This window comes from Paenibacillus sp. J22R3 (genome assembly GCF_056269305.1).
Map to the genome: position 1 here is coordinate 473,090 of NZ_JBWDNS010000004.1, position 25,266 is coordinate 498,355.

The 25,266-nt window shown below is 51.3% G+C and carries 19 protein-coding genes; 14 read left to right on the forward strand and 5 right to left on the reverse strand.

Going from position 1 to position 25,266, the window contains the following annotated elements:
• Nucleotides 1-127: 127 nt before the first annotated feature.
• Both AC0YN4_RS20850 and AC0YN4_RS20855 read left to right on the forward strand, forming a co-directional pair.
• Entirely contained in the window at nucleotides 128-1,909 is a 1,782-nt protein-coding gene (locus AC0YN4_RS20850; protein WP_475784104.1) for a sensor histidine kinase, read from the forward strand.
• Nucleotides 1,902-3,488: a response regulator transcription factor gene (locus AC0YN4_RS20855; RefSeq protein ID WP_475836656.1), complete on the forward strand. Its 1,587-nt coding sequence runs from the start codon at nucleotides 1,902-1,904 to the stop codon at nucleotides 3,486-3,488. Before AC0YN4_RS20850 ends, AC0YN4_RS20855 begins: the two co-directional genes overlap by 8 nt.
• Before the next feature lie 330 nt (nucleotides 3,489-3,818).
• On the opposite strand, the gene AC0YN4_RS20860 is transcribed toward AC0YN4_RS20855, so the two are convergent.
• On the reverse strand, nucleotides 3,819-4,682 hold the full coding sequence (locus tag AC0YN4_RS20860) for a helix-turn-helix domain-containing protein (protein WP_475784106.1): 864 nt from the start codon (nucleotides 4,680-4,682) through the stop codon (nucleotides 3,819-3,821).
• A 169-nt stretch (nucleotides 4,683-4,851) separates the two neighbouring features.
• Between AC0YN4_RS20860 and uxaC the strand changes: the two genes are divergently transcribed.
• Nucleotides 4,852-6,261, forward strand: coding sequence for a glucuronate isomerase (gene uxaC / locus AC0YN4_RS20865; protein ID WP_475836657.1), 1,410 nt, complete (start codon nucleotides 4,852-4,854; stop codon nucleotides 6,259-6,261).
• Between the two features lie 45 nt (nucleotides 6,262-6,306).
• Nucleotides 6,307-7,137 carry a phytanoyl-CoA dioxygenase family protein gene (locus AC0YN4_RS20870; protein WP_475836658.1) on the forward strand — a complete coding sequence of 277 codons (831 nt, stop codon included), beginning with the start codon at nucleotides 6,307-6,309 and terminating at the stop codon, nucleotides 7,135-7,137.
• Nucleotides 7,138-7,206: 69 nt separating this feature from the next.
• Here the strand turns inward: AC0YN4_RS20870 and AC0YN4_RS20875 are convergent, their stop codons facing one another.
• Complete coding sequence (locus AC0YN4_RS20875) at nucleotides 7,207-8,307, reverse strand: CobW family GTP-binding protein (RefSeq protein WP_475836659.1); 1,101 nt, start codon at nucleotides 8,305-8,307, stop codon at nucleotides 7,207-7,209.
• Between the two features lie 248 nt (nucleotides 8,308-8,555).
• Here AC0YN4_RS20875 and AC0YN4_RS20880 point away from each other — a divergent pair, with 248 nt between their 5' ends.
• Nucleotides 8,556-9,596 (forward strand): CobW family GTP-binding protein, encoded by a 1,041-nt coding sequence (locus tag AC0YN4_RS20880; protein ID WP_475836660.1) that lies wholly within the window; start codon nucleotides 8,556-8,558, stop codon nucleotides 9,594-9,596.
• A gap of 83 nt (nucleotides 9,597-9,679) precedes the next feature.
• Complete coding sequence (locus tag AC0YN4_RS20885; RefSeq protein WP_475836661.1) at nucleotides 9,680-10,186, forward strand: hypothetical protein; 507 nt, start codon at nucleotides 9,680-9,682, stop codon at nucleotides 10,184-10,186.
• 1,012 nt (nucleotides 10,187-11,198) lie between these two features.
• Here AC0YN4_RS20885 and AC0YN4_RS20890 read toward each other — a convergent pair.
• Both AC0YN4_RS20890 and AC0YN4_RS20895 read right to left on the reverse strand, forming a co-directional pair.
• A complete protein-coding gene (locus AC0YN4_RS20890) occupies nucleotides 11,199-12,620 on the reverse strand; it encodes an ADP-ribosylglycohydrolase family protein (protein WP_475836662.1) in 1,422 nt (473 codons plus the stop codon).
• A gap of 65 nt (nucleotides 12,621-12,685) precedes the next feature.
• On the reverse strand, nucleotides 12,686-13,576 hold the full coding sequence (locus tag AC0YN4_RS20895) for a helix-turn-helix transcriptional regulator (protein WP_475784113.1): 891 nt from the start codon (nucleotides 13,574-13,576) through the stop codon (nucleotides 12,686-12,688).
• A gap of 406 nt (nucleotides 13,577-13,982) precedes the next feature.
• Between AC0YN4_RS20895 and AC0YN4_RS20900 the strand changes: the two genes are divergently transcribed.
• Together AC0YN4_RS20900 and AC0YN4_RS20905 are read left to right on the forward strand one after the other, a co-directional pair.
• The gene (locus tag AC0YN4_RS20900; RefSeq protein WP_475836663.1) at nucleotides 13,983-15,323 is read left to right on the forward strand and encodes an MFS transporter; all 1,341 of its coding nucleotides are present in this window, start codon (nucleotides 13,983-13,985) and stop codon (nucleotides 15,321-15,323) included.
• Between the two features lie 80 nt (nucleotides 15,324-15,403).
• Complete coding sequence (locus AC0YN4_RS20905; protein ID WP_475784115.1) at nucleotides 15,404-15,787, forward strand: hypothetical protein; 384 nt, start codon at nucleotides 15,404-15,406, stop codon at nucleotides 15,785-15,787.
• 58 nt (nucleotides 15,788-15,845) lie between these two features.
• Here AC0YN4_RS20905 and AC0YN4_RS20910 read toward each other — a convergent pair whose 3' ends face one another.
• Nucleotides 15,846-16,943, reverse strand: a complete 1,098-nt coding sequence (locus AC0YN4_RS20910; protein ID WP_475836664.1) for an undecaprenyldiphospho-muramoylpentapeptide beta-N-acetylglucosaminyltransferase — start codon at nucleotides 16,941-16,943, stop codon at nucleotides 15,846-15,848.
• Nucleotides 16,944-17,167: 224 nt separating this feature from the next.
• Here AC0YN4_RS20910 and AC0YN4_RS20915 point away from each other — a divergent pair, with 224 nt between their 5' ends.
• From AC0YN4_RS20915 to AC0YN4_RS20940, 6 genes are all read left to right on the forward strand, one after another.
• A complete protein-coding gene (locus tag AC0YN4_RS20915; RefSeq protein ID WP_475784117.1) occupies nucleotides 17,168-18,184 on the forward strand; it encodes an iron-hydroxamate ABC transporter substrate-binding protein in 1,017 nt (338 codons plus the stop codon).
• 154 nt (nucleotides 18,185-18,338) lie between these two features.
• Nucleotides 18,339-20,117 (forward strand): sensor histidine kinase, encoded by a 1,779-nt coding sequence (locus AC0YN4_RS20920; RefSeq protein ID WP_475784118.1) that lies wholly within the window; start codon nucleotides 18,339-18,341, stop codon nucleotides 20,115-20,117.
• Complete coding sequence (locus tag AC0YN4_RS20925) at nucleotides 20,110-21,528, forward strand: response regulator (protein WP_475836665.1); 1,419 nt, start codon at nucleotides 20,110-20,112, stop codon at nucleotides 21,526-21,528. Before AC0YN4_RS20920 ends, AC0YN4_RS20925 begins: the two co-directional genes overlap by 8 nt.
• Nucleotides 21,529-21,757: 229 nt before the next feature.
• Nucleotides 21,758-22,675, forward strand: a complete 918-nt coding sequence (locus AC0YN4_RS20930) for an ABC transporter permease (RefSeq protein ID WP_256208761.1) — start codon at nucleotides 21,758-21,760, stop codon at nucleotides 22,673-22,675.
• Nucleotides 22,675-23,589: a carbohydrate ABC transporter permease gene (locus tag AC0YN4_RS20935; RefSeq protein WP_475784120.1), complete on the forward strand. Its 915-nt coding sequence runs from the start codon at nucleotides 22,675-22,677 to the stop codon at nucleotides 23,587-23,589. The genes AC0YN4_RS20930 and AC0YN4_RS20935 overlap by 1 nt, the downstream gene beginning before the upstream one ends.
• 71 nt (nucleotides 23,590-23,660) lie before the next feature.
• Nucleotides 23,661-25,262: an extracellular solute-binding protein gene (locus AC0YN4_RS20940; RefSeq protein ID WP_475784121.1), complete on the forward strand. Its 1,602-nt coding sequence runs from the start codon at nucleotides 23,661-23,663 to the stop codon at nucleotides 25,260-25,262.
• Nucleotides 25,263-25,266: the final 4 nt, after the last annotated feature.

Consider the following 25,266-nt stretch of genomic DNA (forward strand, 5'->3'; position numbering starts at 1 on the left):
AGCTACTCCTTGTTCGCAGCACTTGCGGGCAAGGAGTATGTTTCGTGCAGCAGCGGGAGGAAATCAGCTTGGGTAAAGCGAATGAGTGAGAAACGAACAGCCACGAAAGGTGCGAGGTAGCCGCGACATGAAAATACGGACAAAGCTGATCGTAGCCAATTTACTCGTTGTTTTGCTTCTGCTGGGCTCCCTTACGTATGTGCTCATGAAACGCAGCAGCGATCTGGTCTACGAGCATATCATCGAGAATGCCGAACTCTCGCTGTCTCAAGTAAGCGCGAATTTCGATAATAAGCTGAGCTCCTATGAGGAGAATGCGAACACGTTATTCTTGAACTCTTCCCTGAATGAGAAACTCCAGAAGAAATATAAGGATCAGCAGGAAGCGTATGATACGTATTTTGACTATTACCAGCCGTTTATATCTGCCGTCCAAGCGACCAAGGCGATCTCTCATCTCAACTTATATACCGATAACCCCACCTTTCTATTCGCGAATGTGTTTCTGATCGATGAGGAGACGCGCCAAAGCGATTGGTATCGCAAGGTGTTTAATAACCGAATTGGCGGTTACTGGACCGGACCCTATACGCCGCTTCTTGAACATAAACCGGTGTTCAGCTTCCGTAAACGAATGAACAATTTCGAGCCGGATTCCCCGAATGTGGTCTCGATCGAAATCCAGCTTCGTGTGTTATCGGAGCTTATTAATGTAGAGAGCAAAAGTAAGCGTTTTATTTTTACGCTCGCAGACGGTACGGTGCTGATTGATAGTGCGCAGACCGGCGGGATTACGCAGATAAAGGAGCTGCCTTTTTATTCGAAAATCATGAAAGAAACAGAGGGAAGTTTCAGCTACGAGGATGAGCATAACAGCTATCAGATCATGTTCCAGACGCTTGAATCTCACAACTCGGTGAGAGGGATGAAGGTGCTGACTTTTATTCCGACCAATGAGCTGATGCCAAAGATCGAACAGCTTCGCTCGCTCTCGATTCTCTTGTTTCTGATCGCGATTGTTGTTTCTGCTCTCTTCATTTCCACGATATCGGTAGGGCTGACGCGCCGGTTGACGGAGCTGTCGTTTCGGATGAAGCGGGTGCATAAGGATAACTTTCAGAGTTTCGTCGAAGTTAGGGGCAAGGATGAGGTTGCGCAGCTGGGGCAAATGTTCAATCTGATGGTGCAGCGGGTCGGGCAGCTCATTCAAGAGGTGTATCAGTCGGAAATCGATCAGAAGGAGCAGGCACTGCGGACGAAGGAAGTGGAGCTGTACGCGCTGCAGACGCAGATCAATCCGCATTTTCTGTTCAATGTCCTGAATATGATCCGAGGCAAGCTGCTGATCGCCGGCGAGCGGGATACGGCCAAAGTCGTAGGGCTTCTGGCGAAGTCGTTCCGAATGATGCTGCGTAATGGCGGCCCTACGATTACGCTGAGTGAAGAAATGGAGTTTATCTCGATCTATCTGCAAATCCAGCAGCATCGGTTCGGCGATAAGTTCACCTTTGCCATCGCGATTCCACCGGAAGCACTGGATGTGAATTTGCCGAAGCTGTGCATTCAGCCGCTTGTCGAGAACGCGATTACGCATGGGGTGGAGCTGAGTCCGATGCAATCTTGCATTCAGATTAGAGGGGAACTGGTTGAAGGCACGCTTCAGATCACTGTGGAAGACGATGGTCTCGGCATGACACCGGAGCGTCTAACCGAGATACAAGCCGGCTTGCAGCAGGATTCACTGGAAGTCACCTCCCACATCGGCCTTCGTAACGTGAATCGGCGATTGAAGGTCAGGTATGGGGACAGCTATGGACTAACCGTGCAGAGCGAGCAAGACGTAGGAACGAAAGTGACGATATTCATTCCCATGCAGCAGGCGGATAATGGAGGCGGAACAGATGTATAGCGTACTGATCGTGGAAGACGAGCCGCTCGCAAGAGAATCGCTTAAATATGTAATCGATTGGGAGGATTACGGATTCCAAATCCGAGCGGAGGCGGAGGACGGCAGACGGGCGCTTGAGCTTATGCAGCGCAACCACTACTCGCTTGTCCTTACGGACATTCGCATGCCGACGATGAACGGGCTGGAGCTGATCGCCAAGCTGCGGGAATTCACGGATGTCCCGGTCATTATTCTCAGCGGGTACGAGGACTTTGAATATGCACGGCAAGCACTCAAGATGGGGGTTCACGACTACCTGTTGAAGCCTGTGGAGGAAGAAGAGTTAATTGCGATTTTGGAGCGGATGGGTCAGAGCATCTCGGAGAAGCGGTCGTTACAGCGACAGCATCATCTGGGTTTGACTGCCCTTCGCGATCAAGTGCTTCGGAAGCTTGCGCATGGTCCGCTCAGCCGAAGCGAATACGAGGAAGCCATTCGAATGATCGGCAGCGGGATGGGAGAAGGACCGCTTCGCACCCTGCTGGTGGAGATGGATTCCCTCTCTTCGCCAAGCCCGGCTCTGACCGAGCATGATGCGGAGTTGAAGCGATATGCGGTGCGTAATATCCTGGAGGAACTGTGCGGTGGTGGGGGGCTAGTGTTCGAGATGACCGAGGAACGGTACGGCATCGTTATGATCGAGCTGGAGGACGAATATGAAGGTGATGGATTGCTTGCATTCACCGGGAAGCTGCGAGACGCTGTTGCCGTGAATGCCAAAGAAACGATCAGTATCGGCGTCGGGAGCGTGGCCTCGAACGGGAGAGAGCTCGCGCCAGCCTTCGCCGCAGCAGAGGAAGCGCTCGACGGGAAGTTTCTGGTGGGCAGCGGTTCGATTCTGTTTGGCCGGCATGCGATGGCGCATACGGGCAGCGGCGTTGGCGGCGGCTTCCAAAGTACAGGCAAGCTGCAGTCTGGCGTGCTTGAGGCGATTTCCAATTTGCAAGATGAACAGCAGGTGGAGGAAGCCATTGAACGGTTATGGGAAGGTTTCAAGGCAGAGCAAGCGCCGGGAAGTGTCGTTCGTAAGAGCGTGCTGGAGCTGCTCGTCCAATTGCAGCAGTTGGTCAGAGAGCTCGGCGCCAGTGCCGACGGCCTCTTCGAATATGAGCTTGGCGACTACGAACGGGTCATGAAATGCAAGACAATGGAGGAGCTGCAGCTTCTCGCAAGTCGAAAGGCTATGGATGTGCGAGCGCGGGTATGCGGGATGAAACAGCTGCAGCCGAGCACGCTGGTTACAACGGTGAGGAAGCTTGTTCAGGAGCAGTATCACACCAACATTAGCTTACGGAGTATCGCTCAGCAGGTCTTCTTGAACCCCAATTACTTGGGCAAGATGTTCAAGGCCGGAACCGACGAGTCGTTCAACGATTATTTGCTTAAGGTGCGCATGGAGAAGGCGAAGGAGCTGCTCCGACAGTCGGATAAGAAGGTTTACGAGATTGCTGAGGCTGTCGGATATGGCGAGCTGGATTGGTTCTATAAGCGGTTTAAGAGTTATGCCGGGATGAGTGCGGGAGAGTATCGGATGAAATGATAGATTCGTATCTGGTTACATCCGCTCCCATGTTCGGTGGAGCGACGTTAGGGCCTATTGAATCTCTAACGGTTGTCAGTGTGGCTATTTCATACGAGGAACATCTTTTAAACGGCTAACGGTTGTGAGCATCGTTATTCGCTGCGTAAGGGTGGATTCTACCGGGAAAATGCCCTAATAAGCCCGCTGGCAACCGTTAGAAAATAAAAACGGGCTTTTTGGGCCATATAACCACTGTCACAACCGTTACAGGTTAGGAGATGGCTGTAACCAGGCAGGTAGGTTGCTCGACCTAGAGCGATGGAGGATGTCCTCCCATCGCTTTTTTGCTTATAACGGATTCATTTTGCGGTAGGCTAGCGGCGTCAATCCGGTCATTTTCTTGAAGATGCGGTCAAAATGTCCCGTGTTCTCGAACCCGGTCCGCTCCGCTACGACGATGACTTTAAGATCCGTCTCCTTGAGCAGGCGCTGCGCCTCGCGAATTCGCGTCAGATGAACGTATTCGATCAGGGTGAAGCCGGTGACCGTCTTGAAGCTTCGGCTGAGATAGTAGGGGCTCATGAAGAATTGTTTCGCGAGATCAGCTAGTGCGAGCTTGGTGTCATAGTGCTCGTTGATGTGCAGGGCGACCTCGGATATTTTCTGATGGAGAGCAGTCGGCTGCTCGGGTTTCGTGAATTCTGAGTCCGTCGGTGCGGGATGCCTTGCCGCGAACAGAAGCAGTTCGGTTAGCAGCAGTCGCAGATAGGATTCGAAGCCGGGCCGCTGCTCGGAGGCTTCGGTGATCATTTTGCCTAGCAGCTGGCGGACGAATAATTGCTCGTGCGGCGTAAGGTGCAGCAGCAGCGCGTTATGCCCGAATGGTTGCAGCAGCAGCGGGTCATAGAGGGGATGCTCCGTTCCGAGGAAGGCATCGCTGAAATTGATGACGATCCGTTCATGCTCCGGAGGTCCAAGCTCAGAGGAGTTGTGGACGACCTGTTTATTCACCAGCACGAAGTCGCCGGACGTAATCGAATAGGAGCGGTCCTCGATGAAATGCACGCGCTGCCCCGACACCAAATAATAGATTTCATAGGTAGGGTGAAAGTGGTTGTTTCGTCCAAACGGCTTCGTTCGATGCACATGCTGAATATAGAAATCGCCTTCCTCATCTCCATAGGAGAGCGGTTCGTCGACGGTGAGCTTCAATTGATGTCCTCCTTGCATCCTAGCGGATCATCTAAACAGGATATCTTTACTTTAGCGCAAGATAGGTGAATAAACCATCACTTTGAGCAAAATATGTCACGATATTCGGCAAATATTGCGTTATGCTGAGTAGAGATACGGACTTTAGAGGAAGGTGGTACATCCCACTATGCGTAATTTTATGGATGATGATTTTTTACTACATAACGAGACAGCAAAGCGGCTTTATCATGAATACGCGAAAGCAATGCCGATCCTGGATTATCACTGTCACCTGAGTCAGCAGGACATCTATGAGAATAAAAGCTATACCAACCTGACGGAAGTTTGGCTGTATGGCGATCATTATAAGTGGCGGGCGATGCGCGCAAACGGCATTGAAGAGAAATACATTACCGGCGGCGAAGGGGTCAGCGATTATGACCGTTTCCTCGCTTGGGCGCGGACTGTGCCGATGACGCTTGGCAATCCGCTCTATCATTGGTCGCATCTGGAGCTGCGCCGATTGTTTGGCATCGAAGAGCTGATCAATGAGAAGAACGCGCCGATCATTTGGGAGAAGGCGAATGCCAAGCTGCGCGGCGGCGGGTATGCCGTACGGGATTTCATCCGTGACGCAGGCGTGGAAGTGGTTTGTACGACGGATGATCCGATCGATTCGCTGGAGCATCATGCGCTGTTGGCACAGGAGCCTGATCTGGGCTTCCGCGTACTGCCATCGTTCCGTCCGGATAAGGTGCTGGAAATTAACCGTGCTCCGTTCGTCGGTTATATTACGAAGCTGGCCGAGGCTTCGGGGCGGAGCAGCATTGAGAGCTATGACGAGCTCCTGCTTGCGCTGAAGGAGCGGGTACAGTTCTTCCATTCCGTCGGCGGACGAGTGTCCGATCATGCGCTCGATTATGTGCCTTGGGCGGAGACGACGCGCGAGGAGGCGGCGGGGATTTTTGCGCGGGCACTTCAAGGCGGAGGTGTTTCGCTCGAGGAGGAGCAGAAGTACAAATCCTATACGCTGGTTTACTTAGGCGAGCTCTATGCGGAGCTTGGTTGGTCGATGCAGCTGCATATGAATGCACATCGTAACAATAATGCGCGAACCCTTCGCGAGCTTGGCGTGGATACGGGGTTTGATTCGATGAACGACAGTCCGGTAGCTGTACCGCTTGTCCGGTTGCTGAGCAAGCTGGATGAGCACGATAAACTGCCGCGTACGATCGTGTATTCTTTGAATCCTGCAGACAACAACGTGTTGGCATCGCTGATCGGCAGCTTCCAAGGCGGCGGTATTCCGGGAAAAATCCAGCTTGGCGCCGCTTGGTGGTTTAACGATACGAAGGACGGCATGCTGGAGCAGCTGAAATCGCTTGCGAATATGGGCTTGCTCAGCCGGTTTGTCGGCATGCTGACAGACTCTCGCAGCTTCCTCTCGTATACTAGGCACGAGTATTTCCGTCGGATATTCTGCAATTTGATTGGCGAGTGGGCGGAGAACGGGGAAGTTCCTGCGGATGCGGAACTGCTCGGCGGACTTGTGCAGGCGGTGTGCTACGAGAATGCAAGAGGGTATTTCCGGTTCTAGCTTTCAGTAAAGTGACAAGGTAGAAGACCATTCAGGAGGGATACCATGGAGGGCAAACTGACATCACCCGATGAGATCAACAGGCAGTTGTATCCGCACGGCGAAATTCATCAGACTGTTCACCGCGTTACCGATGTTGGGGAGGAGCTGGTTGAGTTCTATCGGCAGCAGGGGTACGCTGCGGTATTGGATGTGTTGTCAGGCGCTGATATCGGGCGTGCAACTGAAGCGATTATGGCGCATATTGCCGATGATCAGACAGCCGTGAAGGTGCAGTTTGTGAAGCCGAGGAGCGAGCTTCACAGCGATGAAGAGCGTGAGCTCGCCGTCCGCAAATTGTATGAGTTTGTGGAGGTCGATGATCGGTTGCGAGCAATCGCCTATCATCCGGATATATTGGCTGTCGTGGAGAAACTGCTCGGCGCGAAGCCGAAGCTGGTACAGGATATTGCACTGCTCAAGCCGCCGAAGGGCGGGGGCGAGAAGCCGTGGCATCAAGATATGGCCTACGGCAACCTGGCTTATGATCGGTCTGTGATCGGCGTTTGGATTGCGCTTGACGAAGCAGGACTCGATAACGGCTGCATGCAAATTATCCCCCGTTCGCATATGAACGGCGGCATTCCGCATTATGCGGAGCGGGATTGGCAGCTATGCGATACAGTTGTGCCTGTCGAGCGCAATGTCGCCGTGCCGCTTGCACCGGGCAGTGCGCTGTTCTTCCATGGGCTGCTCATGCACGGCACCGCATACAATTTCTCGCAGAAGCGCCGCCGTGCGCTGCAGTTTCATTATGCGCCGGATACCGCCGAGAAGATCAGCCCGAGAGAGTATAAGCGTATGTTTACGAGCGAGATGACAGGGGTGGATTGCTAGCCTTTGTATGAAAAGAAGGGATATCTCATCCAGGCCGTTCGTAATGACGGCAGGTGAGATATCCCTTCTTTATTTGCGAGCAGTGAACCGTGCCCATTTCTGTTTGATCTTGCTCTCATCGAGCTCGATGCCGATCATGACAAAATACGGCTCACCTTCGTAGCTGCTCGGCGACCATTCCAGCCTTTTGCCTGCCAGCTGGAACAGCATGAGGCTGCCATCCTTGCCGTAAGGCAAATAACCCTTGGCACGCAGGCAATTGTTGCCGCGCCCGCTGATAAAGGCTTCGAACTGACGCCGCGAAAGTCCGGCTGCATCTGCGCCGGGATAAATCGCTGCCGTTCGAATGCGCGAATACGAGCTCGGCGCTTGGGTTGCGGTGACGCCTGGCTGCGCGGACGCGGTTTGCTTGCCGCCGGTCGCCGGCGACTTGCCGAAACCGCCGCCTCCTCCGCTGGCCGGCAGCTTCTCCGGCAGCACGCGTCCGCCGGTTGCGAAAGCCGTCCGCGTGCCGGAGATGACAGGCTGCCTCCGCGCGGGTGAAGGGGAGATTCCCGCGAATACAAGCGCGGAATCGATCTCGCAGCGTGTTGCCGTGATGACTTCGGCAGCCTGGTTGCGATCGTGAATGAGCTGCTTCACTTTATCCGCGGTTCGATTGGATATGAGGTCGAATTTATTGGCGATGATAAAGTCCGCCGCCTCAATCTGCTTGCGCAGCGTACGAATCAGCTCGCGGTCAGAGGAGAAGATGCTGTTATAGTCGAGCGCATGCTCGGCATCCAGCACCGTTACGATTCGGTGCAGCTGCACCTTGCCGATAATAGTCGGCTCCGTAATCGCCTCTGCAATTTCCTCCGGGTTCGCCACACCGGTTAGCTCCATCACGATCACATCCGGCTGCATCAGCGCAAGCCGCTCCAAGCAAGAGGCTAGCTCGCTCTTCTTGCTGCAGCACAGGCAGCCTTCCGTAATCCGCTCCAGCATCTGAGTGGCAGATGCACTGCTCACCATCGTTCCATCGACGTCAACGGCTCCGATTTCATTCATCAATACAGATGCGCGTAAACCGGTAGCCTTGGCATGCTGCAGCAGCCTCAGAAGCAGTGTTGTTTTGCCGCTGCCCAGAAAGCCGCTTAATACGATTACCGGGATTGCTGATTGTTCCATGTTCGAGCGCTCACACTCCCTCCAAGGTCCACATTCAAAGAAGGATATGCGGCATTCGGCCAAAATAAAACCTCTTCGGGCAGAATCTCGGGCGTGCGCAGCAGTAAGGGCGACAGAGAGCAAACCTACCAGAGCAAGCTGTTAAATTCATCGAAATAACGGTATAATTTAGCCAACTTCGTTCGGAGACCAATCAGCACGCAAGCGATTGGTTCCCTGAACACTTAACGAGAGGACGAACACGAACTATGAATGCCATCCCAATCCATCTGCTGTCAGGCTTTCTGGGCAGCGGCAAAACAACCCTTCTAAACCATGTAGTAGATTACTATAAAGCGCAAGATGTGAAGGTCGCGATCATTATGAATGAGCTCGGCGACGTCAACTTAGATGGTCAATTCGTCGATCAGGATGTACCCATGGCCGAAATGCTAAGCGGCTGTATCTGCTGCACCATTCGCGGCGATCTGAGCATCGAGCTGAAAGAGCTGATCGAGGAGCATCAGCCTGATGTTGTGCTGATCGAATCCACAGGTGCTGCCAATCCGATGGAAATCATCGACGCCATTACAGAGGCGGCGCTATTCATGCGCCTCGATCTGCGCACGATCGCAACTGTCGTCGACGGTCCTGAGCTGCTCGTTCGCAGCCGCCGGGGCGGCAAAACCTTCAAGCTCATGCAGGATCAAATTCGCTGCGCGACGGATCTGATCGTCAACAAAGCCGACAAGCTCGCACCGGAGGAGCTCGTAGAGGTCCAGCAGCTGGTGCGCGAGCTGAATGCGTATGCTCCGCTGACGGTGACGGTTCGCTGCATCGTCGACCTGGGGATGTTCGATCAAGCAGCGGCAGCCAAAGCGAAACCGGAATTCAGCGCAGCACAACCGGCGCAGAACAGCAATCATGTGTGCGGCGCGAACTGCCAGCATGATCATGACCAAGCTGACGATCATGACCACAATCACGATTATAAACACGCTGACGAGCCTTATCATTCGCACGCGCATGTCATGACGCTGACGCATTATTTGTCCGGTCCCGTTGACAGTCATGCCTTTGAAGCCCTCATTAACAGGCTGCCGAAGGAAGTATATCGGGCCAAAGGCATCGTCACATTCAGCGATACGAACAGTCGGTTCCTCTTCCAATACGCCTATCGCGAGGTGGAGTTTATTCGGATCACGCCGCAGGGTACTGTGAATGACGTTGCGGTGTTCATCGGGGAGCATTTTGCCAAGGATGTCTTGGAGCGGGAATTGGCAGAGCTTACAGAGGCTAATCAAGATTAGAATAGTTGGAATAATTTAGGGTATGTCGGGGATACTATCGCAGAATGGGCAGTTTCACAGCCCGCGAAAGGGAGCTGATGTACATGACAACGAATCGTTTGCGTACGCGGCTGGCCATCCTCGGCACAGCTGCCGCGCTCATTCTAACAGCAGGCACGGTATACGCGAATAGTACTGAAATGGCGATACCATCCTCTGACCAGCTGCAGGCGCAGCATGAACAGAAGCAAGAGCACTGGAGACATGACGATCACGGCAAAGGCCGTGAACACCGCGAGGCCCGTAAGCTGGAGCATCTGCAGAAAGCGGCTGTTTACTTCGGGATCTCAACCGAAGGGAAAACCGCAGAGCAATTGCAAGAAGAGCTGAAAGCTGCCATTAAGAAGAGTCCTACGAAGTGGGAGAAATTCAAGGCAGAGAAGAAAGCGGAGCGATTGGCACGTCTGCAGGAGAAAGCGACACGTCTGGGTATCAAGACGGAAGGGAAAACAGCCGAGCAGCTTCGCGAGGAACTTCACGCTGCCTGCAAGGAGCACGGCATGAAGAAGGACCACAAGGACCAGAAGTCCAAGTCTTATTCGGCTTCATAGTGGCCACAAACAACAAGGGTAGTCTCGGAAAGTTGCAAAAGCGACTTTCGAGGCTGCCCTTTTTTCTATTGTGGCTGGTATTGCTGAGGTTTCGCTTCTATGTATGCTGCAAGTTCCAAAGTCGCACGCTCAGCAAACAAACTAACTCGGTTCCCCCCTCGATGGATGGTAAGAGTGCGACAAACGAACGCTCACCACAGAAACCGAGGATGTGTGGTTCTGGGTACTACTCTTTACTCGTTTCCAGCGACTTTCGGTTTAACAGAAACCACGCCGAAATGAAGCTGAGAGTTCCAAAGTCGCACGCTCAGCAAACAGACTAACCCGACTCCCTCCGCGATGATGGTGAGAGTGCGATTAACGAACTCTCACCACCGAAACCACGTCAAAATGAAGCTGAGAGTTCCAAAGTCGCACTCTCCGCTAACAGACTAGCCCGGTTTCCCCCACGTAATCAGCTCCCAGATACCTGAATACCACCAAATAAGCCCTGTACGATCCGTTAGAGCTTCCCGCGAAATATATGCGATTAACAAGATCTAATTTGTTTTCGCAGATAGGAGTTCTTAAGAGTGCTGCTGAGGAAATGTTGCAGAATATGCATCAAATCCGACGTTCCGATGGGTAGAATTCCATTTATGTTGCAGATTCTGCAACAATTTTCCCATTGCAGCAGCAAAACACCATTTATGTTGCATGAAATGCAACACTTTCGCTCAAGACGAGTTCCCTCAGGTGGTCAAGCCAGGTAGGCGATCAAGGAGGAGTTCACGCAGGCGGCCAGACAGAGCCAATTTACATGAAATGCAACATTTCCGCTCAGGACGAGCTCCCATAGGCGGCCAGACAGAGCCAATTTGCATGAAATGCAGCATTTTCGCTCAGAACGAGCTTCCGCAGGCGAGGCGAGGCGATGCCATGCCAGCAGCCAGCAACTTGTGCCCCCTCTGAGCCCCTGGCCCTCCCCAAAACAAAGGAGCTAAGCGCATCCCAGCCGCTTAGCTCCTTTCGATTATACGTTAACCGCAGCCGCAGCCGACGGTTGTGCCTGTATCTTGCGGAATACCTCGTAGCTTCTGCGAGCGCAATCCGAAATTGCAATCGGATGGAAGCCGGTCACTTCCGCGTACAGCTTGTCGTTAAGCGGTGTCGTCCAAGAAGCAGGCAGTGCGCCGGCCCCCAGCATCGCACCGAGGATGGAGCCGACAGTCGCGCCGTTGCAGTCCGTATCCCAGCCGCCGAGTACGGCTGTCGTAATGCCTTTCTCGAAATCGCCGCCGGAGTAAAGCAAGGCAGCCGCGCAGAGCGCCGCATTATTGTTCGTATGCACGGCATCGTAATGCTTGAACGCTTCCCAGATGCGGCTGACGAGCTCAACTTGATCCGTCGTCGAATTCGCAATCTCGATCGCGAATCGGACGTCCTCCGCGAGTCTGCTGCCCGCCGGGATAACGCTGAGCCCGATCTCTACGATGCGGCGAACGTCAGTCTCTACGAAAGCAGCGGCAATCATAGCCGAACAGAACATCGCGCCATAGATGCCGTTCTTCACATGGGAGAACGAGGAATCCTTCCAAGCGAGTTCCGCCGCCAGCTCAGGATTACCGGCAGCGCCATACGCGTAACCGTCAACGCGGATTTGCGCGCCGATCCATTCCCGGTACGGATTCAGGTAGGTTCGCACCCAATTCTTAGAGGCAAGCCGCTCTTCCGGGCTGGAATCGCCCATATGCGAGGTAACTTGGGCGAAGTTCAGATACGCCTGCGTTTCCGCCGTGCAGACTTGGGCGTAGCTGAGCTTGCGGTGCCACATTTTGCCGATATCCCACGAGTCGAAATCCGTTCCGCGTTCCTCCAGCATATGAAGGCCGAGCACGGTGTAGCGGATATCGTCATCCGTTTCCATGTAAGCGATATGCTCGCGTGTGCTCGCTTTGCACCACATGGCGATATGTAGATCCGGGTAGTCTTCAACACTGGCGGACTCGACAGGCGTATACCCTTGAATCGGCCAGGCATCCGCGCCTTCAAACCACAGCTTCACATTCGCCCAGCCGGGTCTGCCGCCGGAACCGTTCATGTACGGACCTGCTTCGAGCGGCTTGCCGAGCGCGCAGCCCGCGGAACGACCGAGCCATGCGCCGTTAAACTTATCGAGCCATTCACCGTCGGTCAGCGAAGGCGTAGCAACTGTCGGTCCTGCCGGGCTTTCGGCACGGATCGTTTCCAGATCGGAGGGCTCCGAATAAGGGAAATCCGCTCGAATCGGAAGTGCCATCAATTCGTTGTAGATGTCCATCAGCGCGGACTCGTTATTACTATTCGCCTTAACCGCCTCCAGCTTCTCCGCAAACCCGGTCACATCACAGCCTTCTTCACCACGCTGCTTTATCTCTTCTTGAATCAGTGAAAATAAGGGAGCCCAACCTGCCATATAGCATTCACCAGTCCTCTCTAACGTATATATCTATTGTATCGGACAATAGATGATGCATCTTCTCACGGTACAGGCGGGAAACTCTCATTTTTTGCGGAAGCTGCATCCGGTGCGAGCCCGAGGGTTTGGCGAAAATGAACCGGTGAGATGCCTGTCGACTCCTTGAATACACGGTAAAAGGTAGCTAAACTTTGGAAGCCGCATTCGAACCCGATATGAGCCACCTGCTTGTCGGTTCCGGCCAGCAGCCGCTTCGCTTCTTGGACCCGAAGCATGGCCACATAGTCGGCGAATCGGCGGCCTGTAGTCTCGTGAAACACACGGCTCGCTCGAGACACGCTGATGCCGAGCTCCTGCGCAATATCTTGGAGACTGATCGATTCGCGGTAGCGCTGTTCAACCAGCGAGGCCAGCGCCTTGGTCTGATTGACCGATTGCACCATCATTCGCTGCTGCGAGGCGGTAAGTCCGCTATGGTAATGCCGCAAGAGCAGGCCGCACAGCTGGATGAGGGCACTCTTGGCCAGCGCGATGTAGCCCGGCTTACCTTCACGCAGCTCCCGTTCAATCGTCGTCATCCATGGCGCGATGGCCGCAGCAAGTGGAGTATCGGCGGCAATGAGGTTGCTGAAATGCTCTGAATGGTAAGAGAAGGGAAGCAGCAAGCTCGGATCTTCTTTCATGAGCAAGTCGCTGTCGAAATTCAGAAACAGATAGTGACTGGGATGAAGGGGATCCGACTGCGCAATATGCAGCTCCTCATTATTAACGAGGAAGAAGTCGCCTTCCCGGACATGATATTGTTTATTCCCAAAATAAAACGTCCCCGTCCCCGACAAACATAATCCCATTTCTAAACTTGTATGCGCATGCAAAGGCTGTCGATAGGCTTTAGGTGTCCAATAGAAGGCGTTAATCGGAATTTCATGCTCATACGTAATCGTAAGCTTCATTGCCGGAATTTCCTCCTTATCACAAAGCGATGATTGCGGGATAGCCCAAAAGACTCTCCTAATAGGGACAAACCAATTGTGCAGAATCGGTTTTGACGATACTATTGGGATAGATAAGAGGTGAAACATGCATCATATGCGCTTCAAATGGAGTTATCTTGCAGCAATTGCCGTATCCCTGGCGCTATGGGCGGCCATCATTATAGGCGTAAAGCAGCTGCTGGACTAGAAAGATGTCAATCGCACGGGCGTTTCCCGGAGCGAAAGGCATCTTTTTTAGTTTCACGATCATAGAATTCAAGCATATCATCTTGCAACAATCGGTCAACCAAATTACACTGATAGGCGAGTAGTACTAGGACTTTAAGTAGGCAGCAATGAAAGATGAACCTAAGGAGACAGTGGGATGAAGGCATTAAGCGCAAAGGAAAAATGGTCTTATGGATTAGGCGGACTTGGGCAAAACCTGATTTATGGTCTCGTAACTACATTCCTCATGGTTTTCTACACGGATGAGTTCGGCATTGATGCTGCGATCGTCGGCACGTTGTTTCTGATTGCACGGATATGGGATGCTGTGCTTGACCCGGTAGTGGCCGTGTTTATCGACCGCGCCAATACGAGATGGGGCAAATTCAAACCGTTCGTCCTGCTCGGAGGCGTGATCGTCGCATTGCTAACCGTAATGTGCTTCTACGCCCCTGACTTTAGCATGCCAATGAAGATTGTCTACATCTATGTCACGTACATGCTTTGGAACACGGCGTATTCCCTATTCGACGTACCGTATTGGTCCATTGCACCAACGCTCACGAACGATCCGGCAGAACGCACCAAAATTATTGCCTTTCCCAAAATCCTCGGTGCAGTCGGCATCATCATTGCCAGCGGTGCAGTCAGTCCGCTTGTGAAGGCGCTTGGCGGTGACAATGATGCAAACGGTTACTTGTGGACGGCGATTATATTTGCACTCATCTGTGTCTTACTTATCATGCTGATGTTCCGAAACACACACGAGCGATTAGTTGGAACAAGAGCAGAGCATGAGTCGCTGAAAGCCAGCGTAAACGTGGTCATTCGCAATAAACCGCTGCTTATTGTGACGCTTGCGAGCTTCTTCGCTACAACGCCGCTCGTGCTGAAGAATACGATGGCGATTTATTTTATGAAATATAATGTTGGCGACGAAGACAAGCTTCCGCTGTTTCTGTTAAGCGCGATGCTTCTGATGCTCTTGGCAATGGGCATCACGCCGAAGATAGCAGCGAAGAGAGGGAAGAAAACGACCTTCATTATCGGCGGTATTATTGGAATCGCTGCGAATCTGGTGCTCTTCTTTATCCAACCGGAGAATACAGCCGTTCTGTTCACTGTCAATGCGATCAGTATGTTCGGACTCGGCTTTATTCTTGTCCTAATTACATCCATGCAGGCGGATACCATTGAATATGCAGAGTGGAAGACGGGGAAACGCTCCGAGAGCATTGTGACCTCCGTCGGAACATTCAATGCGAAGCTTTGCTCTGCAATCGCAGGTGCAATAGCGGGATACGGACTTTCGCTGTCCGGCTATGTGGCTGATCAAGACCAAACCGATACCGTGCTGACAGGTATTCATGTGATGATGTCCATCTTACCGGCAATCGGCTTGCTGCTTTGTGTTCTATGTATATCGTTCTATCAACTATCTGAACGTCGTTACGCAGAGATGATGGTAAGCCTGAACGCCAGGAAGAAGGGTTCATAGATTATGACATAAAACCCCAGTCAATGTAGACAGCTTGTCATATAATACAGCATGTCTACTTGAAAGGAGTTGATGTGATTATGGCTTATTCAACAGGCGTAGTTACCAACACCAGAGCTTCCGGAACTGCGGCGACCAATATCGTCGTGAACACGAGAAATCTGGACACCGATGATTCCGTATGGATTACTGTACAAATATTCGCTTCTGTCGATTCCAGTGACTTCTATACGGCGTATTACTCCATGTACGAAGTACTTGAAGATTCGTACGACGTACGGGAATTTTATATTGCAGGGAATGTCACGTATGAAGTGCAATTGTCGGTGACTGTAGAAGCAGGGGTTCCGAATGCGCTAATGTCTGTAACCGGACTCGACGAATATGGAAACTTGGTCGAAGACCAGCGTTACACGCAAGCTGATCTTGCTTTCATTACCAGCCTTAGCCCTGTAATGCTGTAACACACATTAAGATGGCTCGTTTGCAGAAAACTGCGAACGAGCCATTTTTAGATTCCCCTTATTCCATAAGAAGTGCGATTAATCGGCTGACGGCATCATCCTGCCCATGCTGCCGCATACGTTCTTTGATCGCATCCCGATTGCTGTACAGCGAGGCAAGCCGTGATAAGAACGTTTCATCCGTCAGCTCCTCCTCCTGCAGCACCTCGCAATAACCGGATTGCCGGAACGATTCGGCATTTAGAATCTGATCGCCGCGGCTCGCATCCTTCGAAAGCGGAATGAGCAGCATCGGCTTGCAGAGCGCGAGAAACTCGAAGATCGAATTGGAGCCGGCCCGCGAAACGACGAGTTCCGTACATGCGAGCGCATCAGCCAGCTCATCATGGATATATTCATATTGCCGATAGCCGGGGATGCGGTCGAAGCTTGCGTCCAGCTCCCCTTTGCCGCATATATGAATGATTTGGTACGTGCGCGTGAGCTCAGCGACATTGCGCCGGATGGTTTCGTTGATGCGCTGGGAGCCGAGGCTTCCGCCCATAATGAGAAGGACAGGCTTCCCAGGTGTGAACTTGCACCACTTGATGCCTTTCCACGCGCTTCCCTCGCGCAGCTCGCTGCGTATGATCGGCCCGACATGAACGGCTTTGTCGCCTTTAATATGCTGGGCGGTCTCCGCGAAGGTGATGCAGATCCGCTTAGCGAATGGCCCTGCAATCCGATTAGCAAGGCCGGGGGTCAAATCCGATTCATGGATGATGGCCGGCACCCGGTTCAACCAAGCGCCAATGACGACCGGAACGGAGACGAAGCCGCCTTTGGAGAAGAGCATGTCGGGCTTTAGTCCTCTAATGAGGCGGAATGCCTGGAAGACGCCTTTGACGACACGGAAAGGATCTTTCACATTTTCCAAATCGATGTAGCGGCGCAGCTTTCCTGTCGAGATGCCGTAATAATCGACGCCGGAGAGTCGGCTCACGAGCTGCTTCTCAATCCCGTTCTTCGAGCCGATATACGAGACCTTCCAGCCTCGATCGAGCAATGTGGGGATTAGTGCCGTATTGACGGTCACATGTCCCGCTGAGCCGCCGCCGGTAAACAGAATATGGCGCGGCTTCGTTTCCCGTGGAGGGGAAAGGGTTTGATTTGGCATGAGGGCACTCCTTGATAACATCATTATGACAAGCGTACCACAAGTTTCTATAAGTCGGGAGATAGCGAAGGACGTTACTGGACCATTTCCTATATCTTAGAACACTATGCGCGTATACAGCGCGAACATGACAAGGAAATCCATCACTATGTCTTGACTTTGAAAATGATATTCATTATCATGCAGTGTAGTGAAGAAATCTTTATCATCAGGGGGCAGTTACATTGTTTAAGACAAGTACGGTTAGAAAGTTTAGTTTGATCATGACGGGTTTGCTGGCATTGATGCTGGTTGTATCCGCGTGCGGCAACAAATCCGAGAATAACAGTGGCAACACCGCAACTGAGAACAGCGGCAACAACGCTGCTGAGAATACCGGCGACAACGCGGCAACTGAGCCTCCAACTGAGAAAGTAGTTAAGGACGGCATGGGCCATGATGTTACAATTCCTGCTGAGCCGAAGCGTATCCTCGCTTCTTATTTAGAAGATCCGGTAATAACGCTTGGTAAGACGCCTGTTGCTCAGTGGTCTGTTGCAAACGGCATTCAAGATTACCTGGCACCGCAATTGAAAGATGTACCTACAATTGGCTGGGATCTGCCGGTTGAGAATGTACTGAGCTTAACACCGGATCTCATCATCGTCGGTTCCGAGTCTGCTGTACAGAAGGGGCTTTATGAGCAATATGCGAAGATCGCTCCTACTTACGTACTTGGCGACAAAGTAAACAACGACTGGCGCGAAACTCTGAAGACAATCGGCGGCCTGCTCAATCAGAGCGACGATGCAGAGAAAGCAATTGCCGACTACGATCAGAAAGCAGCTGACACGAAAGCGAAGCTTGCCGGCGCGATCGATAAGCAGTCCGTAGCAGTTCTATGGCTCGTAGCGAAGAACTTCTATATCGTAGATGAAACGAAATCAAGCGGCGCGGTCCTGTACAAGGATCTTGGCGTAACGCCTCCGAACCTGGTTAACGAAATTCCGGAGAAGTCCAAAGCTTCTTGGAATCCGGTTGCGATGGAGAAGCTTGCGGAATTGACAGCCGATCACATCATTCTTGTGAACAGCGACAAAACCGATGCAGCTGAAACGTTGAAAAACCCAGTATGGAAGAACATCCCTGCTGTGAAGAACAACCATGTTTATGAAGTTCCGGCTTCAAGCGCATGGCTCTACTCCGGCAAAATCGCCGGCGAGCAAATGATGGACGATGCTGTTAAGCTGCTCGTGAAATAATAATTTAGAAGCGTGCAATCCTTTTCATTCCGATGAAGAGGAGCTGCACGCTTTTATTTTGCATCGGCAATATCGACACTGACAGCGGTTTCACCTTCTGTGCTATAATTGGAGTCGAAACGTTTCAATCCATATCGAGGCAGGATGACAGACTATGAATGTGTTGCGTAAGCTGCCGATCAGAGGGCAGATGTTCCTCATTGCAACTTTAACGATGGGCATGATTATCGCAATTCTGTTGTTTAACTACAGCCGAAGCGCGGCCTTTCTGACTAAGAACAACGAGGTCTATACAAACGATATGTTCAGCCAGATTGAACAAACGATTCTATCGAATTATGATGTAGTGAAATGGCTGACCTACAATGTCGCCTATAATAAATCGATCCAGGATTATTTGCTGGACGAGGATCCCTTGTCCAAGCTGCAGCGTTATCCGACGCTGAGGAATTTATTCATCAACTTATCTACGGTTAAGCCGGGGATCTTGGATTTCCTAATCATCGGTAAGAACGGCGAAACCTTCTCCCTGCAGGGCAGTACGCTGAGTCAGTTTAACGTCAAGATGCCGAAGAAGGCGGATTCGTATTTCTCTGCCATTCAAACCTGCAAAAACATAGGGCTCGAACGTTACTGCTTCGCTGTCGGTACGAACATTTTCTCCAGTGACATTCACAACAACTATACGAACGAGATCGGTCAGATCATCCTGCTTATCGACGCAGCTACACTTACCGGCGGCTATGACATCAAATCTCTCCAGCCCGGAACGAGCGTATACTTGCTGGATCGGAACAACACGATATTCATGAGCAATGCTCGTGATAAAATCGGACAACCGTTCCGCTTACCAAGCCACGAATCGGAAAGCGGCATTGTGCAGGTGGATGGCAAGCTGCAGCATATTCAAGTGAAGGAACTGCCCCAAATCGGCGGGAAATTCGTCCGTTTGATTCCGGATGATGTTTTCTTCAAGGATATCCGCAAGCTGCGCAAGCAGACGATGATTGCCTTAGGTGTCGGCATACTGCTGCTTATCATTCCGTTCGTGCTGATACTGAACAATATGATTTTGCCGCTGCGCAAACTCTATCATTATATGAGAATTCACCATAAGGACGATTTGAACAAAAGGCTGGATTTGCAAGGATCTACAGAAGCGGAAGTCATCGGCATCAGGTACAATCAGATGCTCTCGGACGTGCAGGATCTCACCGAGCAGCTGGTCGATTCGAACGAACGGCTGTTAAAGTCGGAAATTGAGAAGAAGCGCGCCGAGTTTGATTTTCTCAAGAGTCAGGTCAATCCGCATTTCCTCTACAATACGCTGGATACGATTCGCGGTCTTGCTTCCGAGCGCGGCGTGCCGGAGATTCGCGAGATGACCGGGGCTTTGTCTCGGATATTCCGATACAGTATCAAAGGTCAGGACACCGTATTGCTGTCCGATGAAATCCGCATTGCAGAAGCGTATATGAACATTCAGATGATTCGCTTCTCGAACCGTTTTACCTTTCAGTGCGATATCCCGGAGAGCTTAAAGTCTGCTGTTGTACCGAAAATGATCCTGCAGCCCTTAGTCGAGAATGCCGTCTATCACGGGCTGGAACCGAGATATGAACAAGGCAAACTGACCATTACCGCTCACTACGATCTCAACAGCGGGCATGATCTGATTGTGATCGTCAGCGATGACGGCATTGGCATTGACGAGAAACGATTAGCTAGATTGAGGTACCAGCTTCATTCGGACCGTCAGATGAAGCCCGATGCCGCGAAGTCTGACGGCGTTGGACTGATGAATGTCCATCATCGCCTGCAATTTCATTATGACCATGATTATGGACTGGATATATGGAGCAAAGAAAATAGAGGCACCGTCGTTACGATCCGGATTCCCGTTCAAATGGTAGGAGGAGCTGACCATGTATAGAGCTATGATTGTCGATGATGAGCAGTGGGTCGTGAAGAATCTGCTGGATACCATCGAGTGGTCCCGTTTTGGCTTTGAGATCGTCGCTACCGAAACGCAAAGTCCAAGAGCGCTTGAGATCATGAAAGAGATCAATCCCGATTTGGCCTTCGTCGATATTCGGATGCCGCAGATCAGCGGCTTGGAGCTCATTAAGAAATGCAACGAGCTGCAGCTGGATACGCTCTTCATTGTCGTCAGCGGCTTCGCGGAGTTCTCGTACGTACAGAAATGCATGAATTTAGGAGCAATTGGGTATTGTCTGAAGCCAATTGAGGAAGAGGAGATCATTCCACTGCTCAAGAAAGCCAAAGAGAGGCTGGATGAACGTTCGGCCAAAGATGTGCCTTCTATGCTGGAATGGATTGTGGAGGATAAGCAAGACGGCAGTGAGCGAGTGATGAAGCTGCTGACCAATGCCGGCTTCGTTGCTGCAAGCGGTTTACGTGTTGTTGTCGGTTTGGATGTTAACGACTTGAATCTGCTGCTTCGTCCGTATCGGCATATGAGGCTGAGCGCAAGCGGGGGGAAGAGCGTATATATCGTAACGGAAGAGGATCAGCCGGAATCGCTTTACGGGCATTTGACAAATAGCAGCGCCACATTCCGCGGCATCGGGATCAGCGGATTATTCCATCACGTTGCAGAGCTGAAGGGAGCCATCGAGGATGCGGAGATGGCAGCCTTCCAATACTTTATAACCGGCCAGCCAACCGTGCTCCAAGTCGGTGAGTCGAAGGGCTTCTCGGATTTCAAACAGCTGCCCGCTGCGCTTCAGAATCGGAATTTGACTGAATTGATGTCGCTATTCGAGCAATATGAGCAGTCGTTCCGTGCCGGCGCCTACCAGATCAAGCACGCCTTCTTCCTCCATAACACGGTATTAACGACCATTATACATTCGCAGAATAATGATTCAGAGAAGCTTGCCAGATACTTGCTGGTCGACTATGAACGATTAATCGAGCGATATCAGGATATCGCGGAATTAATCCAGGATTTGAAACGTATGTCAGGTGCTTACTTAGGCGGCATGTATCATCAAGGGCATTTCCGCAGCGAGTCATTCGTTGCCGTCATTGAGTACGTGAACAATCACTACCAGGAGAATCTATCGCTTCAGATGCTGGCTGATGAATTTTATATGAACCGGAATTATATCAGTCAGCTGTTTATCAAGCATGTCAGCCAATCGTTTACGGATTACTTGGCTGAGCTTCGCGTCCGTCATGCTTGTGAGCTGCTGAGGAACAGCAACCTGCCCATCCACCGTGTCGGGGAACGCGCGGGCTATCCGGATGCTTATTATTTCAGCAAAATATTCAAGAAGATCGTCGGCAAGACGCCAAGAGAATATCGAGTGAGTAAATAGGGACGGCATTCCGCCGTTCTTTTTTTATTGAACGAACGGAAATGGACAATTATTATTAGTTCTTGTCTATTTGTTAGATGTAAGCAGAATCCTAACGGAAAATGACCGATTCTGAATACAAAAGCTGCTATTCATTGTACATGGGAAGCGCTTTCATTTGCGGCTAATATAGTTCTATACCTTACAGAACAGCAGGTAAGACGACATACGTATATTGGAGATGGTTCATTTGAACGGTACAGTGCTATGGAAACGGATCTTGCAGTATAAAATGTTTTATTTGTTCTTAGTGCCCATTGTCGTTTACTACGCGATCTTCGCGTACATCCCCATGTACGGCGTCACGCTCTCCTTCAAGAAATTCATGTACAACAAAGGCATATTGGGCAGTCCATGGGTTGGGTTGGACAACTTCCGGTACATCTTCAAGTATTCCGATTTCTGGACGGCGTTTCAGAATACCATCGTCATCAGTATCGGCAGGCTCATCATCGAGTTTCCGATGGCGATTATCGTAGCCCTGCTGCTTAACGAGGTCGCAGGCTCCAAGCTGAAGAAGCTGTACCAAACCGTATTCACGTTTCCGCATTTCCTCTCCTGGGTCGTGCTTGGCGGTATTCTCGTGAATATCCTTGGCAACACAGGTGCGGTACATTTGGTGCTATCGCATATTGGCCTTGAGAATGTCAGTTTGCTATCCGATCCGGATACGTTCAGAGGGCTGCTGTACTCGACGAATATATGGAAGGAAGCAGGCTGGGGAGCCATTATCTATCTGGCCGCTATTGCCGGGATAAGTCCGGAGCTGTATGAGGCAGCTTATATGGATGGCGCTAACAGGTGGAAGCAGATGCTTCACATTACTTGGCCATCGATTAATGGGGTTGCTGCAATGATGCTGATTCTGGCTGTCAGCGGCATCATGAATGGCGGCTTCGATCAGATTTTCAACCTGTACAGTCCGGGCGTTTACGATGTGGCGGATATTCTCGATACGTTTATGTACCGATTATCGTTCTCCGGAAGAGTTAATCTTGGCTTCGGTATCATTACGGCAGTTGGATTGTTTAAGTCGGTTATCAGTTTGGCCCTCTTGCTGATTGCTAATTATTTCGTGAAACGTATGGGTCAGGAGGGGCTGATGTAATGGCAGAAACTACAGTTGTAAATCAGAACGTCGGCGGTCAAGAAGAGCATCGTTTGGCAAATAGGGGAAAGAGCAAAGCAGACATCCTACTGCATGCCCTATTTATCATCGCAGCAGTAGCGGCCATATTTCCGTTCTATACCGTATTAATCAGCTCATTCGGAACGCCGACCGGCTTGATCTGGCCGACGACTTTTACACTTGAGGGGTACGAGCAGATTATTAAGTACGGCGTCGGCAGAGCCTTCGCGGTCTCGATGTCTGTTACAATCCTAGGTACGTTAATCAGCTTGTTTCTAACGACGGTTGCCGCTTATGCGCTCAGCAAGAGAGGGATGCCGGGCTGGAAATATATTATGGGCTTCATTATCTTCACGATGTTCTTCGGAGGCGGCCTTATTCCGTACTACTTGACGATTAAAGGTGTTGGCTTACAGAACAGCTATTGGGTTATGATTCTCCCATCGGCGCTCAATACGTTCTATATTTGGATTATGCTCTCCTTCTTCCGGGATTTCCCGACGAGTCTGGAGGAGTCGGCCAAGATCGACGGGGCAGGCGATTTCGCGATCCTGATGCGCATCGTCATTCCGACCTCGATGCCGGTCATTGCTTCTATCTCGCTCTTCTACGCGGTGGATCGCTGGAACGATTGGTATACGCCGATGCTGTTCCTGACCGATGCGGATAAATATCCGATGCAGCTCATGCTGCGCAACATGTTGACTAGTATTTCTCAAATATTAAGCATGAATAACGGTGTATCGGTTATCGATCAATCGAAAGTGAAAATTCCACAGGATTCACTCAAAATGGCAGCAATTATGGTAACGAGCTTACCGATCATGGCCGTCTATCCCTTCCTGCAAAAGTATTTCACTAAGGGGGTGATGATCGGTTCGATCAAAGGTTAATTCCTTTGAAGCTGATTACCGGTACCGGGGCCTTGAAAGAAGATACATTACTTGAGGGGGATACAAGAGATATGAAGAACAAGAAAACTCTTACCGTAGGTCTTAGCACAGCGCTGCTTGCAACCACCTTGCTGGCAGGTTGCGGGTCGAATGCGGATACATCGAACAATTCAGGCAATTCAGCGGCAACGAACAATGCAGCGAACACGGGCAATGGGAATGCAGCCGAAGCCGATCTTTACAAAGAACATTTGGAAGTGTCCATTGCGTATTTTGACATCGCTTCCGCGATTAAAGATGGCCAACCGGACGATATGCTGAAGATGATTCAAGATAAATTCAATATCACAATCAAGCCGGTTAATGAATCGTGGAGCGATTACTCGGACAGAACGAAGCTGTGGGCCGCTTCCGGTCAACTGCCTGATGCCTTCTTCTCGGATGCGACAAGCGGTGACTTGTTCAATCAATGGGTCGATCAAGGGATCATAAAGCCGCTGCCGGATGATATGGGCAGATTTCCGAATCTGAAGAAATATATCGATCTTCCGGACGTTCAAGGCGCGAATGCAGCCGATGGCAAGAGCTACTTTGTGCCAAGGATGCTTGCTAACCGCAATGAGCTTCCGAACGACCGCGGCATTCTGATTCGTAAGGATTGGATGGAAGAGCTGGGGCTCAAAGATCCGACGACGTACGATGAGCTGAAGGTTGTATTGAAAACACTGGCTGATAAGAAAGGCGTAATCGGACTTACGACGAATAACATCGGCTGGACGCATGACAGCGTCTTCCACAACGTTGCTCCTGGCGGCGGCTGGTGGCAGAAGGTAGACGGCCAATGGATTCCGGGCTGGATGACGGATGGCTATGCTGAAGTTGTTGAACGAGAGAGAGACCTGTTCAAATCCGGTCTGATGGATAAGGATTTCGCGGTTCCGAACATGGATGCTGACGGCAAGTTTAATCAAGGCAAGGCAGCTGCAATCGTCACTACGGTGAAAACAATGACAGGTATGATTCCGGGCTGGACAGCAGCTAACCCGGGTTCGAAAATTATCGATCACGTGAAAATTTTGCCGAACATTCCGGCAGCGGACGGCAAAAACTACTTGTACGGCTATTTTGACTACTGGTCCGGCACGCTCTTTAACGGTGAAGTTAGTGACGAGAAGCAAGAACGCATTCTGGCCCTGCTGGATTGGCTTGCGTCCCCGGAAGGTCAGAAGACCGTGTTTTACGGACTTGAAGGCGTTGATTGGGAGCCAAACGGCGATAAAATCACCAATAAACATTCTGGTGAAGAAGGCTTTGATCTAGCGAAGAAGTACCCGTCTTCAACCGTGTTCAACGGTCTATCCATCTGGGGTGACGGCGTGCGTTACATTGAAGGGTATGGTCCGTCGGAGACGGAGCAAGTACAACAGTACTTGGATGGCGTTGAGGCAGAAGCGCTGAAAACCGGTGAGAAAGCTCCAGTAAACTGGGTTGTCAATTCGTTTGCTAGCTCGCTTAGCACAGGCGGCGGAGACATTGATGGTTTGGTAACCAAGCTTGTTATGGGCAATGACGATATCAAAGCAGCGCTTAAGAAATTTGCCGATGAGCAAATGGGTCTTGGCTTGCAGGATGCCATTGATCAAGTGAACGAGAAGTTCAAGGATGAGAACTAAATAG

Bases quoted from the DNA above. Each gene is read 5' to 3' on its own strand.
- AC0YN4_RS20850 (WP_475784104.1), top strand. From the start codon at position 128: ATGAAAATACGGACAAAGCTGATCGTAGCCAATTTACTCGTTGTTTTG.
- AC0YN4_RS20855 (WP_475836656.1), top strand. From the start codon at position 1,902: ATGTATAGCGTACTGATCGTGGAAGACGAGCCGCTCGCAAGAGAATCG.
- uxaC (WP_475836657.1), top strand. From the start codon at position 4,852: ATGCGTAATTTTATGGATGATGATTTTTTACTACATAACGAGACAGCA.
- AC0YN4_RS20870 (WP_475836658.1), top strand. From the start codon at position 6,307: ATGGAGGGCAAACTGACATCACCCGATGAGATCAACAGGCAGTTGTAT.
- AC0YN4_RS20875 (WP_475836659.1), bottom strand. From the start codon at position 8,307: ATGGAACAATCAGCAATCCCGGTAATCGTATTAAGCGGCTTTCTGGGC.
- AC0YN4_RS20880 (WP_475836660.1), top strand. From the start codon at position 8,556: ATGAATGCCATCCCAATCCATCTGCTGTCAGGCTTTCTGGGCAGCGGC.
- AC0YN4_RS20885 (WP_475836661.1), top strand. From the start codon at position 9,680: ATGACAACGAATCGTTTGCGTACGCGGCTGGCCATCCTCGGCACAGCT.
- AC0YN4_RS20890 (WP_475836662.1), bottom strand. From the start codon at position 12,620: ATGGCAGGTTGGGCTCCCTTATTTTCACTGATTCAAGAAGAGATAAAG.
- AC0YN4_RS20895 (WP_475784113.1), bottom strand. From the start codon at position 13,576: ATGAAGCTTACGATTACGTATGAGCATGAAATTCCGATTAACGCCTTC.
- AC0YN4_RS20900 (WP_475836663.1), top strand. From the start codon at position 13,983: ATGAAGGCATTAAGCGCAAAGGAAAAATGGTCTTATGGATTAGGCGGA.
- AC0YN4_RS20905 (WP_475784115.1), top strand. From the start codon at position 15,404: ATGGCTTATTCAACAGGCGTAGTTACCAACACCAGAGCTTCCGGAACT.
- AC0YN4_RS20910 (WP_475836664.1), bottom strand. From the start codon at position 16,943: ATGCCAAATCAAACCCTTTCCCCTCCACGGGAAACGAAGCCGCGCCAT.
- AC0YN4_RS20920 (WP_475784118.1), top strand. From the start codon at position 18,339: ATGAATGTGTTGCGTAAGCTGCCGATCAGAGGGCAGATGTTCCTCATT.
- AC0YN4_RS20925 (WP_475836665.1), top strand. From the start codon at position 20,110: ATGTATAGAGCTATGATTGTCGATGATGAGCAGTGGGTCGTGAAGAAT.
- AC0YN4_RS20935 (WP_475784120.1), top strand. From the start codon at position 22,675: ATGGCAGAAACTACAGTTGTAAATCAGAACGTCGGCGGTCAAGAAGAG.
- AC0YN4_RS20940 (WP_475784121.1), top strand. From the start codon at position 23,661: ATGAAGAACAAGAAAACTCTTACCGTAGGTCTTAGCACAGCGCTGCTT.